We start from the raw sequence: 15,305 nt of genomic DNA on the forward strand, positions 1-15,305 counted from the left end.
CCCGCAGCCACCACTCAACGCAAGCCCCGCAACAACAGACGGCCCGCAGCCGTAATCGCTGCGGGCCGTCCGGGTTCGGGCCGTCTCAGACCGTCTCGGTCGGCTTCGGTGTCGGGCCGCCCCTCAGTGGGACCTCCTTGACGAACACGGCCGCGACGAGGGCGACGACCGCGACCACGGCTCCGAGGAGGAACGCCGAGTGCGTACCGGCGGACACCGCGTGCTGGTACGCCTCCCTCGCGGCGACCGGCAGCTTCGCGAGGCTGGCCGCGTCCAGTTGGGCGGACTGTTCGGTGACCTTGGAGCCCAGGGCCCCGGCCCGCTCGGCCATCACGTCCTGGACGCGGTTGTTGAAGAGCGCGCCCATGATGGCGACCCCGAAGGACGACCCGAGCGTACGGAACAGGGTGGTCGTGGAGGACGCGACGCCCATGTCCTTCATCTCGACGCTGTTCTGCGAGACCAGCATGGTGATCTGCATCAGGCAGCCCATCCCGGCACCGACCACGGCCATGTAGACCCCGGACGTCAGTCGCGACGTATCCGTGTCCATGAGCGACAGCAGGTACAGCCCGACCGCCATCAGCGCACTGCCCACGATCGGGAAGGCCTTGTAGTGCCCGGTGCTGGTGGTGACCCGCCCGGCGACCATCGAGGTGACGAGCATCGCGCCGAGCATCGGCAGCAGCAGCAACCCGGAGTTGGTCGCGGACGCGCCCTGCACGGACTGCTGGTAGAGCGGCAGGAACAGCACCGCGCCGAACATCACGAACCCGGCGATGAAGCCGATGACGGACATCAGCGAGAAGTTGCCGCTCCGGAAGATGTGCAGCGGCACGACCGGCGCGGCGGCCTTGGTCTGCCAGAACAGGAACCCGACGAGCGCCGCGACCCCGATCCCGATCAGCTCCATGATCATGGCGGAGCCCCAGGCGTACTCGGACCCTCCCCAGGTGGTGACCAGCACGATCGAGGTGATGCCCACGGTGAGCAGCCCGGCCCCGAGGTAGTCGATCCGCGCCTGGGCCCGCTTCCTGGGCAGATGCAGTACGGCACTGATGGCTATCAGCGCGACGACACCGAGCGGCAGGTTGATGTAGAAGGACCAGCGCCAGCCCCAGTGGTCGGTGATGGTGCCGCCGACCAGCGGTCCGCCGATCATGGCGAGGGCCATCACGCCGGCCATCATGCCCTGGTACTTGCCGCGTTCCCGCGGCGGAATCAGGTCCCCGATGATCGCCATGACGCCGACCATCAGACCACCGGCACCGAGTCCCTGGATCGCCCGGAACCCGATGAGCTGCCCCATGTCCTGGGCCATTCCGCTCAGCGCCGACCCGATCAGGAAGAGCACGATCGAGGTCATGAAGACGCCCTTGCGCCCGTACATGTCGCCGAGCTTGCCCCAGATCGGGGTGGAGGCGGCGGTCGCGAGCGTGTAGGCCGTGACGACCCACGACAGGTGTTCGAGCCCGCCCAGTTCTCCCACGATGGTCGGCATGGCAGTGCCGACGATCATGTTGTCGAGCATCGCGAGGAGCATCGCGATCATCAGCGCGAGCAGGACGACCCGTACGCTCCTGGGCTGCTTGCCCTCGACCTCGGCCGTCCCCTGTTCCGCTGCTGGTTCCGCCCCCGCTTCCGCTACTGCCTCGGCTGCGTCAGCCGCCTTGGTGTCCGCCACTGTCCCCACTCCCCTGGGTACCGCACTGCTGCTTGCTTGCACTTACCTGCACTTACTTGCCGACCGGCAAGTTGACTACACTGGGGAAAAGTAGACCCGTAACTAGCCGGGCGTCAAGTAAGTTTTTCTTTACCTTACGGCGAGCACCTACGACACGTAGGGACGACAAGGACGAGGAGCAGCCACGATGGACGGCAGCAGGCAGCGGCGGCGCGGAGACACCCGTCAGCGCATCCAGGACGTGGCCATCGAACTCTTCGCCGAGCAGGGTTACGAGAAGACGTCACTGCGGGAGATCGCCGAACGACTGGACGTCACGAAGGCGGCGCTCTACTACCACTTCAAGACCAAGGAAGACATCCTCATCAGCCTCTTCCAGGACCTGACGAGGCCGATGGACGAGCTGATCGAGTGGGGCAAGGGGCAGCCGCACACCCTCGACACCAAGCGGGAGCTGCTGCGCCGCTACAGCGAGGCGCTCACCAACGCCGCCCCCCTCTTCCGCTTCATGCAGGAGAACCAGGCGACGATCCGTGAGCTGAGCATCGGCGAGTCCTTCAAGGACCGGATGCTCGGGATGCTGGACATCATCAGGGAGCCGGACGCCGCGCTGACGGACCAGGTCCGGTGTGTGAGCGCGCTCTTCACGATGCACGCCGGGATGTTCGCCCTCAAGGACATGGAAGGCGACCCCGAGGACAAGCGGAAGGCCGTCCTGGAGGTCGCCATCGATCTGGTCACGCGGGCGCACGCGGGCGCCACCGAGTCACTCTGAGCCCTGGGCCCCGAGGCCTCTTAGAGGGTCACGCCCTTCGAGCGCAGGAAGGCGACCGGGTCGACCGCCGAGCCGTAACCGGCCTTCGTGCGGATCTCGAAGTGCAGGTGCGGCCCGCTGGAGTTGCCGGTGTTGCCGGACAGGGCGATGCGCTGACCGGTCTTCACTATCTGGCCGGGCTTCACGTCCACGCGGGACAGGTGCGCGTACTGCGAGTACGTACCGTTGCTGTGCTTGATCACGACGGCGTTGCCGTACGCGGGTCCGTCACCGGCGCCGTTGCCGCCGGCCTTGACCACGGTGCCGCCGTGCGCGGCGACGACCTGCGTGCCGGAGGCGACGGCGAAGTCCTGGCCGGAGTGGGTGGACGACCAGAGGTTGCCGGCCTGGGCGAACTTCGCGGAGAGCTTGTACTTCTTGACGGGGTCGACCCAGGAGGCGGCCTTCTTGGCCGCGACGGGCTTGGCGGCGGCCTTCTTGGCGGCCGTCTTGCTCTTGGCCTTCGTCTGGGCGGCGGCCTTGGCCTGCGCGGCGGCCTGCTGCTGCACCGAGACGGCGGCGGAACCCGGCAGCGCGACGGCGCTCGCCTTGGTGTCGGCGGCGACCGCGACCCCGGCTCCGAGCGCGGCCGAGGCGCCCAGGCCGAGAGCCATGGCGGCGGCCCGGACGCGGAGCTTGGGCGTGCCGGGAAGGTGGGACGTGATGCGCTGCGACATGGGGACTACCTCCAGGGGGACGGACATCAACACACCCGGCGCGCTGTCGGCGCACCGGGCGAGGCATCCCTTGGTAACCCGCACCCCCGCCATCCCACAAAGGCCCCATCTACGACCTCAAGTCGTACTTGACACCGAAACTTCCGACTCCTTGACAAGAGAAAGGTCTGGGACGAAATCCTCCGCGTTTTATACGAGAAGTCGCGTTTACGCCCACTTCAGAGCCGTCCACTCCGGCCCGGGAGCCTTGGGGCCGGGCCCGCACCGCACGGCCTCCGACCCCGTCACCACCCCAGGGCCAAAGGTCCTTTTTGCCCGTTTCCACTCCACCACTACTCGCCCTAGTACCGGACAAATCGCCTGTGCGTCATGTCACCGGAGGGCATGATCCAGGGGCCTGCGAATGTGGCGGGGGCTACACAAGGGCCCAGGTGGTTCGCCTACGCTCGGTGCATGGTCGACGCCGGAGTGCTCGGGGCCCGTATCGCGTCCAGCGCGGTCGCACCGCTCGTGAAGAAGCTCTTCGTGAAGGACCAGCCGGGGGCCGGGCTGGTGAGCAGCCCGGTACGGATATCGGCGCTGGTGTCGTTCGGCCGGGAGAAGCGGAGCGTCACGCCCAAGGACGTCGAGAAGGTCGCGGCGGAGCTGGTCCGCAGGGCCCTGAAGACCGCCGGACCGGGGGAACAGCCGGTGACGGCCGAGGAGGCCACCGCGGTCGCCCACGCCCTCGGCCATTCACTCGCCTCGCTCGGGACCCTCACGATCGAGGACTACGAGGCCGTCGACCTCGGACCCGAGGAGTTCGCGCGCACACTCCGCTCCCACGCGGCCGTCATCTCGTACGGACTCAGCGGCGACGGCGAACTCTTCTACGAGCAGCTGCTGCACACGGCCGCGCTGCACATCCTGAACTTCTTCACCCAGCGCTCCACCTACATCGCCCGGCAGCAGACCGCGCAGAGCCGGCAGCTGGCCCGGCTGGTGCGGGCCGTGGACGTCCTGCTGGGGCGCCTGCCCTCGCAGTCGGCCGAGGACGCGGGGTTCGAGGCGCGGTACGCGGAGCACATCACCGGGCGGTACGGAACGCTGACGATCTACGGCCTGGACACCGGGACGAGCGAGTGGTCGCTCGACACCGCGTACCTCAGCCTGGAGGCGACCCGGGAGCGCGACGGGCAGGACGGTGGCCTCCAGATCCCCGCCGAGCAGGTCCTGGCGCAGCACGACCAGGTGCTCCTGCGCGGGGTCGCGGGCTCCGGGAAGACGACCCTCGTCCAGTGGCTCGCGGTGACGACGGCGAGCCGTACGTACGACCACGGCCTGACGCACCTCATCGGACGGGTGCCGTTCGTCCTGCCGATGCGCAGGATCGTGCGCCCGGGGACGGATTTCCCCATCCCGGGGGACTTCCTGAAGGCCGTCGGCTGCCCGGTCGCCGGGGAGCAGCCGGCCGGCTGGGCGGAGCGGGTGCTCCGGGCCGGGCGGGGTGTGCTGCTGGTCGACGGGATAGACGAGATCGCCGGTGACCGCCGCGACGCGGCCCGGCGCTGGCTGCGCGAACTGACCCGGACCTTCCCGGGAAACCTGTGGCTCGTCACCTCCCGCCCGTCCGCCGTCCCCGAACGTTGGCTGGAGGCGGCGGACTTCCACGAACTCACGCTCTCGCCGATGGCACGCGACGACGTCGCCACGTTCGTACGACGCTGGCATCGCGCCGCCGGAGCGGACGAGGCCGAGGGGATGTCACTGCTCCAGGCCGTGCGCACCACGTCCGAGCTGAACCGGCTGGCCACCAACCCGCTGATGTGCGGCATGCTCTGTGCACTCCACCGCGACCGGCGCGGCTTCCTCCCCCAGGACAGGAAGTCCCTGTACGAGGCCGCCCTCACCATGCTCCTCGAACGTCGGGACCGGGAACGGGAGTTGGACCACCCCGACGGACTGCGCATCCCGTACGCGACACAGGTCCAGCTGCTCCAGAAGCTGGCGTGGTGGCTGATCCGCAACAGCCGCGCGGAGATGGACCGTTCGGACGCGCTGCACATCATCGGGCAGGCGGTCCCCGCGGTGAACCTCGACGGGACCGCCGAGGACGTCTACCGGTCCCTGTTACTGCGGTCGGGGCTGCTGCGGGAGCCGGCGGAGGGGCGGGTGGACTTCCTCCACCGGACCTTCCAGGACTATCTGGGGTCCCGACTGGCTGTGCAGGAGCTGGACTTCGACCTTCTCGTGAACAACGCGGAGAAGGACGACTGGGAGGACGTCATCCTTCTCGCCGTCGCGCACGCCCGGCCGAAGGAGGCCGAGCAGATGCTGCGGCGGCTGGTGGGGCAGGACACCTCGCGCGGGAAGCTGCTGGCCGCGGCGGGGTTGCGGTACGTGGCGGAGGTGGAGCCTGCGGTGAGGCAGCTGGTGGAGGAGGGCGTGGGGTCGCTGGTGCCTCCGCGCGGGGTCTCGGAGGCCGAGCAACTGACACGCGCCGGTGGCGATCTGGTGCTGGCCCTTCTGCCGGGTCCGGAGAGACTCGACAACAAGACCGCATACCTGGTGGCATGGTCGGCCGCCCAACTGGGCAGTGACGCCGCGCTGCACTTCCTGACCGGCTTCCGGGCCCACCGGGACTCACAGGTCCAGCACGTCCTGGCCAACTCCTGGCACCACTTCGACCAGGAGCTCTACGCGCGCGAGATCCTCGCGCACATGGTCCGGCAGAGCACAGTGACCGTCCGCAGCACCAAGGACCTCCGCCTGCTCCGCTCCATCGGCGGCTGGGCACACATCAAGGTCGCCGGCGCCTACCGGGTCGAGGAGCTCACGGAACTCATCGTGCCCGAACAACTGACCGTTCTCCTGGTGGAGGCACCCCATCCGGTCGAAGGGCTGGCCTGGCTCTCGGCCTTCCCCAACCTGGAGGACGTGCACGTGGGCACAGAGGTGAGCGAGACCGTGGCGCAGCAGGTGCCCGCCCGGACCACACTCATCACCCCCTGATCCAGCCCGAACGGTGACCGTTCAGTGACACGCGGCGACAGAACGGTGACAAAAGAGGCCACAACCAACCCCCGGGTCGCCTGGTCTCACCTGGTGTGGGGCGGACGGCAGTTGACCAGCTGGACGCATCGCCCGACACGGATTCGCAGACTCACGGATTCACCAAACTGGGGGAACAGAAATGAAGCTCGTCCGTCACGCCGCCACCGTCGCCGTCGTCGTCACCGGCGGGGCACTCGCCCTCGCGGCGCCCGCCTCCGCGTCGGCATCCGCGTCCGCGCCCACGGCGGCCAGGTCGGCGGCCGTCGCGGCCCCGTCGGAGGCCCCGGTCGCGAAGTACAACGGCGCCTGCGGTGCCGGTCACAAGGTGATCGACTCCGCCAACATGGAGAACCTCGGCACCACCTTCCTCACCTACAACAAGACGACCGGCGAGAACTGCGTGGTCACCGTCCGCACCAAGCCCGGGGCGCCGGTGAAGATGTTCGCCCGGCTCAGCTCGAAGACGGGCGGAACCGCCACCGACAGCGGCCAGTTCACGACGTACGCGGGGCCCGTCTACATCGAGGCCCCCGGCGAGTGCGTCACGTGGGAGGGCGGCATCACCACCTACTCCACGAAGGGCACCGGCCACTGCGGCTGATCCACGACCGGGCATCCGGCCGACGAGCCCCGGCCGGGCATCACCCGACAAGGAGCCGCACGCTTCGGTGTGCGGCTCCTTCGTCGTGCCCCACCGGGAAACGCGTCCTGGTCGGCAAACTCCCTAACCGCACAGCGGCAGCGCACCGAAGACGTGCTCGCGCCAGAGCTGACGCGACGCCTCCTCCGGGTACGGGGCCACCGAGGGCTTCGCGTCGAAGAGCCGCGCCGACCGCCGCTCGACGTCGTACGCGGGCCACCCCGGGTCCTCCCCCGCCGCGAACCCCGTCCAGGAGGCCCGGACCAGCCGCGACAACTCCTCGGCCTCGGCGGGCGGTTCCTCCCCGAGGAGCAGCGCAGGCAGCCCCTCGCCGAGGTTGCCGAAGACCAGCGGTACGTCGAGCCCGTGGCAGGCGCCCAGCATTCCGCCCATGCCCGGCGCCTCCCAGACCAGCTCGTAGACGTGCGCGCGACCGCCGCCCGCGATCTGCGCCTCGGCCAGTTGGAGCGAGGGCATGCGGAACAGCCAGTCGGAATGGACGAGTTCGAAGAGCTCCTCGGCGCTCGCGGCCGGGAACGCGGCCCGGTAGGCGTCACCGCCCGACGCCCCGCCGGCGGCACCGCCCGGCCCGAACGTCCTTAGTGCGACGGCGGCCTGATCCTCCGTCACTTCTCCCGTCAGCCCGCGGAGCAGCATCATCAGCCGGAACTCGTCACGGGTATGGCCGACCACGAGCTCGACGTCCCGTCCCGCGCCGGAGGCGAGCGCCTCCCAGGGGGCGGCGGGCAGCACCTCGCCGTCGACGACGGGCGCGACCGGGATCAGCGCATGGGCCGTCGGTCCCCACCGATCCGCGAACGCCCCGCCCTTCGCGCCGACCGCGTCCGCCACCGCGGGCAGCCGTCGCGGCGCCACCGCCCCCATCTCCTCCACCGTCGGACGCACGCCCAGCTCCGCGGCGAACTCCTGGGCGATATCGGCGGCCAGCTCGGGCGAGAAGAACGTACCGGGCACGCTCTGCGCGACCGCCCGGCCGAAGAGCCCTGCCGCGCGTGGCATCGTGAGCAGCGCGGCCACCGAACCCGCGCCCGCCGACTGGCCGACGACCGTGACGCGGCCCGGATCGCCGCCGAAGGCGCGGATGTTGTCCCGCACCCACTCCAGAGCGGCGACCTGGTCGAGCAGGCCCCGGTTGGCGGGCGCTCCCTCGATGTGCGCGAACCCCTCGATGCCGACCCGGTAGTTGAGCGTCACCACGACGACGGCACCCTCCCGGGCCAGCCGGCCGCCGTCGTACTCGGGCAGGCCCGACATCCCGATGACGTACGCGCCGCCGTGCATCCACACGATGACCGGCAGCCCCGCGCCGGGGCCGGGGTCGGGCGTCCAGACGTTGAGGGTCAGCCAGTCCCCCTCGTCCACCGCGTCGCCGGACACCAGCGCGTCCATGCCGAACGCGGCGGACTGCGGAGGCGGCGTCCCGTACTCGACCGTCTTCCGTACGCCGTCCCAGCTCCGCACGGGCACCGGCGCCCCGAACCGCAGTGCGCCGACGGGCGGTTCGGCGAACGGGACCCCCTTGAACACCGCCGATCCCGACGCCTCTCCGGCCCCCCGCACCACACCCGCTGTCGTACGGACCTCGGGTTCGTCGACGCCCATCACGGCTCCCTCTGCAGACAGTTCGGTCATCGCGGATCATCCCGTCGAACCGGACGCCGGGGCCACCGGTTTTCGGGTGTCTCAAGATCCACGGACAGGGCGCACCCCGGCGACTAGGCTGAGTGGACCGACCACCATGCCCTCGGGGGAGCGCAATGGAACCAGCGACCGTCGGAGTCCGGCTGGCATCCAGCGTGGCCACACCGCTGATCAGGAAGCTCTTCACGCCGGAGGGGCCGGGCGCGGGACTGGTCGACAGGCCCGTACGCATCTCGTCCCGCGTCTCCTTCAAGGGCGAGCAGCGCACACTCGGCGAGAAGGACGTCACCCGGCTCGCCTCCGAGCTGGTCAGGCGGGCCCTGAAGGACGCCGACGAACGCCCCATCGCCCCCGACGAGGCACAACCCGTCGTCCACGCCCTCGCCGACACCCTCCGCGCCCTCGGCGACATCACCATGACCGACGCCCAGGCGGTGGCGCTCGGCCACGCGGGCCTCGCGCTCCATCTCCGCCACGCCGCCGGGAGCCCCGACCGGGACCTCGAATTCGACGCGACCCTCTTCTACGAGCGGCTGCTCGACACGGCCTGTCTGCACATCCTGCACTTCTTCACCCAGCGCTCGACGTTCGTCGCCCGAACCCTCGTCGAGCAGACCCGCCGCCAGTCCGAACTCATCGCCAAGGTCGACGAGTTGATCGCCCGCACCCCACGACCGGGCGACGGGGACGGGGCGTTCGAGCGGCGGTATCTCGCGTACGCGGCGACCAAGCACAGCCAACTCACCATCTACGGCATCGACCTGGCCAACACCCCGGACCGCTGGCCCCTGGACGCCGCCTACCTCACCCTTCAGGCCCTGCGCCCCGCCACGAGCGACGAGGACGGCCGGTACATCGCCTCACCCGGCACCCCGCTCCCCGCCGACGAGGCGCTGGCCGAACAGGATCTGGTGCTGCTGCGGGGCGTGGCCGGCTCGGGCAAGACGACGCTGGTGCAGTGGCTCGCCGTGACGGCGGCGCGGGGCGAGCGAGGGGACCGCATCCCGTTCGTACTGCCGCTGCGGACGCTCGTACGCCGTCCCGAAGGACTGCCGGCGCCCGCCGGTTTCCTCGCCGCCGTCCGCGTCCCGTTCCACGACGCCGCCCCGGACGCCTGGCCGGACCGGGTGCTCACAGCGGGCCGCGGTCTGCTGCTCGTCGACGGCATCGACGAGATCCCGGAGTCCGACCGCGAGCGCACCCGCCGCTGGCTGCGCGACCTGATCGACGCCTACCCGGGCAACCAGTGGCTGGTCACCTCCCGCCCCTCGGCCGTACGCGAGGACTGGCTCGCCGCGGACGGCTTCACCGAGCTGGCGCTCTCGCCGATGAGCCGCGAGGACGTCACCGCGTTCGTCGAGCGCTGGCACAGGGCGGCCCGGATCGGCGCCCCGGACACGGAACGCCTCACCGCGTACGAGACATCGCTCCTCGACGCCGTCCGCACCAAGCCCGATCTCGGCCGCCTCGCCACCAACCCCCTGATGTGCGGCCTCATCTGCGCCCTGCACCGCGACCGGCGCGGCTATCTCCCGCACGGACGGCAGGAGTTGTACGACGCCGCCCTCTCCATGCTCCTCTCGCGGCGCGACCAGGAGCGGGACATGCTCCCGCACGACGACATCCGGCTCACGGAACTCCCGCAGATCCAGCTGCTCCAGCGCCTGGCCTACTGGCTGATCCGCAACAACCAGGCGGAGATGGACCGCGAGCGGGCCGAGCGGCTCATCGCCGACGCGCTGCCGTCCCTGCCCGCCGCCGCGAGCCAGGGCGACGCGACCGCCATCCACCGCCATCTCCTCGTACGCAGCGGACTGCTGCGCGAGCCCACCCTGGGAACCGTGGAGTTCGTGCACCGCACCTTCCAGGACTACCTGGGCGCGAAGGCGGCTGTGGAGGACGGCGACTTCGGGCTGCTCGTCCGCAACGCCGCCGACCACCAGTGGTCCGACGTGATCCGGATGGCCGTCGCCCACGCCCGCCCGCGCGAACGGGCCGGTTTCCTCCGCGACCTGCTCGCCGCCGCCTCCGCCGAACGCACCGACCCCGCCGCGAGCACCCGTATCCGCCTCCTCGCCCTGGCCGGCCTGGAACACGCCACGGAGCTCGACCCGAAGGTCCGGGCGGACGTGGAGGAGCAGGCGGCGACGCTCATTCCGCCGCGCACGGTGGAGGAGGCCAAGGAACTGGCCTCGGTCGGCCCGCTCGTCCTGGAGTTGCTGCCTGGTCCTGAGGGCCTGTCCGACGCGGAGGCGAGGGCTGTTGTCGTCACCGCGTCCCTCGTCGGCACCGACGAGTCCGTTCCGGTCCTGGCCCGCTTCCGCGGCCACCCCGCCATGTCGGTCCGCACTCAGCTCACCTGGACCTGGCACCGCTTCGACACCGAGCGGTACGCGGCCGAGGTCATCGCCCACCTGCCCCAGGAAGACCTCTACTTCGCCGCCCACTCGGCGGCCCATCTGCGCGCACTGCACTCACTCGGCGGACGCCCACAGCTCCAGCTCGTCGGGGACATCGAGGCCGCGGCGCTGCGGGACCACCTCCCGCCCGACACGACCCGCCTGCTCGTCATGCGGAACAACCACTCACTGCGCGATCTGGACTGTCTTTCGCCGCTCCACCGGCTCTGGCATCTGGACCTCAGCGACGGTCCGCACGTCGAAGACCTCACGCCCTTGGCCGCGCTGCCGTTGAAATGGCTGTCCCTGGACCAGATGAAGGGTCTTGAAAAGCCGCACGCCCTGGCGCCGCTCTCGGCCTCGGTAACCCTGCACGAACTCGACACCGGTGTACCGCTTCAGGCCGATTCCCTCGATGCCGCACTCCCTCGGGGCCTAGCACTGACGTATCTGCGATTCACCAGGAATGCCCTCCGATTCACCGGGCTGCGCGGCTTGCGCCATATGCGCTCGGTGAAGACGCTGAGTCTGGCGAACCTCCTCGAACCGCTCACCCCCGAGGACTACGAAGAGGTCGCCCTCCTCCCCGAACTCCGGGAATTGCGCCTCAACTGGACCGCCGTTCCCTGGACCGCGGGCCCTGTCCTGCCGGGCATCGAGCGACTCCACTTCAACAAATTCACCGGAAACGAAGACCTGTCGGCGGTACCGGCTCTGTTTCCCGGGTTGAGGTCGGTGACATTCGCACTCGACCCGGACGCGACCGAGGTACCCGCAGAGGTCCTCGAACTCTTCCCCGGCACGCACGCCGTCATGAAGACGCACACGGTTCTCTAGGTCCGAGGTCTGTTCCAACCCCACCCAGGCACCCTACAGTTACCGACCAGTAATCCCTTCGCTTCCCTGTGGCCTCACACGCACATGAGCATGCACCACGACCCATGTCCGCAGCGCTCCGACGCGAGAGGAACCCCCCACCCCATGACAGGAAGAAGCTGGCAGCGCCTCATAGGCCTGACCGCCGCCGCCACCGCCGTCACCGCGGCCCTGGCGATCCCTGCCACCGCCGCGACCCCGGCCGCCGCCCCCGCCGCGGCCACCACCGTCGCGACCGCCGCCTCTGCCGCCGCCGCGGCGGACGTGGACTACGACACCTGGCAGAAGGACTGCCGGGCCGTCATGGCCGACGCGCTGCCCTACCTGAAGGAACGGATCGCCGACGCATCCTCCGGCGAGAAGCAGGCCATCGTCTTCGACATCGACAACACCACGCTGGAGACCGACTTCGGTTTCAGCTACCCGTCGCCGGCCAACGCGCCCGTCCTGGACGTCGCCAAGTACGCCCAGGACCACGGCGTCGCCCTGTTCTTCGTGACGGCCCGCCCGGACATCATCAAGTCGGTGACGGAGTACAACCTCAAGCACGTCGGCTACAAGGTCTCGGGCCTGTACGTACGCAACTTCATCGACCTGTTCAGGGACGTGGCCGAGTACAAGACGGCCCAGCGCACGGCCATCGAGGCCAAGGGCTACACGATCATCGCGAACATCGGCAACAGCGCCACCGACCTGTCGGGCGGGCACGCCGAGAAGACGTACAAGCTGCCGGACTACGACGGCCAGCTTTCGTAACCACGGCCGGGCGCGACGACACCGCCGGGCACGACGAAGGGGCCGGTGCCTTGTCGGCACCGGCCCCTTCGGGCGTTCTCAGACGGAACCCCGGGGGGTCACGCCTCCTTGCTCAGGTTGGGACCGGCGCCGCCGGCCGCCTGCTCGATCGGCGGGACGTCCGGCAGCGCGGACTTCTCCTCGCCGCGGAAGGTGAAGGTCTTGGCCTCACCCTCGCCCTCCGTGTCGACGACCACGATGTGGCCGGGACGCAGCTCGCCGAAGAGGATCTTCTCCGACAGGGTGTCCTCGATCTCGCGCTGGATCGTGCGGCGCAGCGGTCGCGCACCCAGCACCTGGTCGTACCCCTTGGTGGACAGCAGCTCCTTGGCGGACTGGGAGAGCTCGATGCCCATGTCCCGGTCCTTGAGGCGCTCGTCGACCTTGCCGATCATCAGGTCGACGATCTGGAGGATGTCGTCCTGCGTGAGCTGCGGGAAGACGACCACGTCGTCGACGCGGTTGAGGAACTCGGGCCGGAAGTGCTGCTTGAGCTCGTCCGAGACCTTGTTCTTCATGCGCTCGTAGTTGGTCTTCTTGTCGCCCGAGGCCGCGAAGCCCAGGTTGAAGCCCTTGGAGATGTCCCGGGTGCCGAGGTTGGTCGTCATGATGATGACCGTGTTCTTGAAGTCCACGACCCGGCCCTGGGAGTCGGTCAGGCGACCGTCCTCCAGGATCTGCAGCAGCGAGTTGAAGATGTCCGGGTGGGCCTTCTCGACCTCGTCGAAGAGGACCACGGAGAACGGCTTGCGGCGGACCTTCTCGGTCAGCTGGCCGCCCTCTTCGTAGCCCACGTAACCGGGAGGCGAGCCGAAGAGCCGCGAGACCGTGTGCTTCTCGCTGAACTCCGACATGTCGAGGGAGATCAGCGCGTCCTCGTCACCGAAGAGGAACTCCGCGAGCGCCTTGGACAGCTCGGTCTTACCGACGCCGGACGGACCGGCGAAGATGAACGAACCACCCGGACGCTTCGGGTCCTTCAGACCGGCGCGCGTACGACGGATCGCCTTCGACAGCGCCTTGACGGCGTCGACCTGGCCGATGACCCGCTTGTGGAGCTCGTCCTCCATGCGCAGCAGGCGCGAGGACTCCTCCTCGGTCAGCTTGAAGACCGGGATGCCGGTGGCGGTCGCGAGGACCTCGGCGATCAGCTCGCCGTCGACCTCGGCCACAACGTCCATGTCGCCGGCCTTCCACTCCTTCTCCCGCTTGGCCTTCGCGGCGAGGAGCTGCTTCTCCTTGTCGCGCAGAGAGGCGGCCTTCTCGAAGTCCTGCGAGTCGATCGCGGACTCCTTGTCGCGGCGGACGCCGGCGATCTTCTCGTCGAACTCGCGGAGGTCCGGCGGCGCGGTCATCCGGCGGATGCGCATCCTGGAGCCGGCCTCGTCGATCAGGTCGATCGCCTTGTCCGGCAGGAAGCGGTCCGAGATGTACCGGTCGGCGAGCGTCGCCGCCTGCACCAGGGCCTCGTCCGTGATGGACACGCGGTGGTGCGCCTCGTAGCGGTCGCGCAGACCCTTGAGGATCTCGATGGTGTGCGGCAGCGACGGCTCCGCGACCTGGATGGGCTGGAAGCGGCGCTCGAGCGCGGCGTCCTTCTCCAGGTGCTTGCGGTACTCGTCGAGCGTGGTGGCTCCGATGGTCTGGAGCTCGCCGCGCGCCAGCATGGGCTTCAGGATCGAAGCCGCGTCGATGGCGCCTTCCGCGGCACCCGCACCCACGAGCGTGTGCAGCTCGTCGATGAACAGGATGATGTCGCCGCGGGTGCGGATCTCCTTGAGGACCTTCTTCAGGCGCTCCTCGAAGTCACCGCGGTAGCGGGAGCCGGCGACCAGGGCGCCGAGGTCCAGGGTGTAGAGGTGCTTGTCCTTGAGGGTCTCGGGCACCTCGCCCTTGACGATGGCCTGCGCGAGACCTTCGACGACGGCGGTCTTGCCGACGCCGGGCTCACCGATCAGGACCGGGTTGTTCTTCGTACGACGGGACAGCACCTGCATGACCCGCTCGATCTCCTTCTCGCGCCCGATGACCGGGTCGAGCTTGGACTCACGAGCGGCCTGGGTGAGGTTCCGGCCGAACTGGTCGAGGACCAGGGACGTCGAGGGGGTGCCCTCGGCAGGACCGCCACTGGCGCCGGCGGTCTCCTTGCCCTGGTAACCGGAGAGCAGCTGGATGACCTGCTGCCGCACCCGGTTGAGATCTGCGCCCAGCTTGACCAGGACCTGGGCGGCGACGCCCTCGCCCTCGCGGATCAGGCCGAGCAGGATGTGCTCCGTGCCGATGTAGTTGTGGCCCAGCTGAAGGGCCTCGCGGAGCGACAGCTCCAGGACCTTCTTGGCACGGGGGGTGAAGGGGATGTGCCCGGACGGGGCCTGCTGGCCCTGCCCGATGATCTCCTCCACCTGCTGGCGGACCGCCTCGAGCGAAATCCCGAGGCTCTCCAGGGCCTTAGCGGCGACACCCTCACCCTCGTGGATCAGGCCCAGGAGGATGTGCTCGGTGCCGATGTAGTTGTGGTTGAGCATCCGGGCTTCTTCCTGAGCCAGGACGACAACCCGCCGCGCGCGGTCGGTGAACCTCTCGAACATCGTTAATCGCTCCTCAGAGCGGTCAGGCAGTAAGGGGACGCTCCCCTCCCTGTCCTTCCGCAGCTTAGTCCCGCAAGCGGGGACCGCTCATTCCAACTGCCGACACCGTCCTTGGCCTCCTGACCCCGAACGCCGAC

The 15,305-nt window shown here is 69.4% G+C and carries 9 protein-coding genes; 5 read left to right on the plus strand and 4 right to left on the minus strand.

All coding sequences use genetic code 11. The annotated features are described in order from the left end of the window. Positions 1-85: 85 nt before the first annotated feature. On the minus strand, positions 86-1,684 hold the full coding sequence (locus tag ACN20J_RS22170) for an MDR family MFS transporter (protein WP_419666598.1): 1,599 nt from the start codon (positions 1,682-1,684) through the stop codon (positions 86-88). A gap of 187 nt (positions 1,685-1,871) precedes the next feature. Here ACN20J_RS22170 and ACN20J_RS22175 point away from each other — a divergent pair, with 187 nt between their 5' ends. Further along, positions 1,872-2,459, plus strand: a complete 588-nt coding sequence (locus tag ACN20J_RS22175) for a TetR/AcrR family transcriptional regulator (RefSeq protein WP_055613806.1) — start codon at positions 1,872-1,874, stop codon at positions 2,457-2,459. Between the two features lie 20 nt (positions 2,460-2,479). Here the strand turns inward: ACN20J_RS22175 and ACN20J_RS22180 are convergent, their stop codons facing one another. Further along, the gene (locus ACN20J_RS22180; protein WP_419666599.1) at positions 2,480-3,175 is read right to left on the minus strand and encodes a M23 family metallopeptidase; all 696 of its coding nucleotides are present in this window, start codon (positions 3,173-3,175) and stop codon (positions 2,480-2,482) included. A gap of 453 nt (positions 3,176-3,628) precedes the next feature. Between ACN20J_RS22180 and ACN20J_RS22185 the strand changes: the two genes are divergently transcribed. Together ACN20J_RS22185 and ACN20J_RS22190 are read left to right on the plus strand one after the other, a co-directional pair. Beyond that, a complete protein-coding gene (locus tag ACN20J_RS22185; RefSeq protein WP_419666600.1) occupies positions 3,629-6,166 on the plus strand; it encodes an NACHT domain-containing protein in 2,538 nt (845 codons plus the stop codon). Positions 6,167-6,347: 181 nt separating this feature from the next. Next, positions 6,348-6,809: a spore-associated protein A gene (locus ACN20J_RS22190; protein WP_419666601.1), complete on the plus strand. Its 462-nt coding sequence runs from the start codon at positions 6,348-6,350 to the stop codon at positions 6,807-6,809. Positions 6,810-6,932: 123 nt separating this feature from the next. Here ACN20J_RS22190 and ACN20J_RS22195 read toward each other — a convergent pair whose 3' ends face one another. Beyond that, a complete protein-coding gene (locus ACN20J_RS22195; RefSeq protein ID WP_419666602.1) occupies positions 6,933-8,501 on the minus strand; it encodes a carboxylesterase/lipase family protein in 1,569 nt (522 codons plus the stop codon). A gap of 125 nt (positions 8,502-8,626) precedes the next feature. Between ACN20J_RS22195 and ACN20J_RS22200 the strand changes: the two genes are divergently transcribed. Continuing rightward, positions 8,627-11,746, plus strand: coding sequence for an NACHT domain-containing protein (locus tag ACN20J_RS22200; RefSeq protein ID WP_419666603.1), 3,120 nt, complete (start codon positions 8,627-8,629; stop codon positions 11,744-11,746). 144 nt (positions 11,747-11,890) lie between these two features. Beyond that, positions 11,891-12,541 carry an HAD family acid phosphatase gene (locus ACN20J_RS22205; protein WP_189843143.1) on the plus strand — a complete coding sequence of 217 codons (651 nt, stop codon included), beginning with the start codon at positions 11,891-11,893 and terminating at the stop codon, positions 12,539-12,541. A gap of 98 nt (positions 12,542-12,639) precedes the next feature. On the opposite strand, the gene ACN20J_RS22210 is transcribed toward ACN20J_RS22205, so the two are convergent. Next, on the minus strand, positions 12,640-15,168 hold the full coding sequence (locus tag ACN20J_RS22210; protein WP_189843144.1) for an ATP-dependent Clp protease ATP-binding subunit: 2,529 nt from the start codon (positions 15,166-15,168) through the stop codon (positions 12,640-12,642). Positions 15,169-15,305 lie beyond the last annotated feature (137 nt).

Source organism: Streptomyces sp. 2-1, from assembly GCF_048564895.1.
GTDB classification, from domain to species: Bacteria; Actinomycetota; Actinomycetes; order Streptomycetales; family Streptomycetaceae; genus Streptomyces; species Streptomyces phaeochromogenes.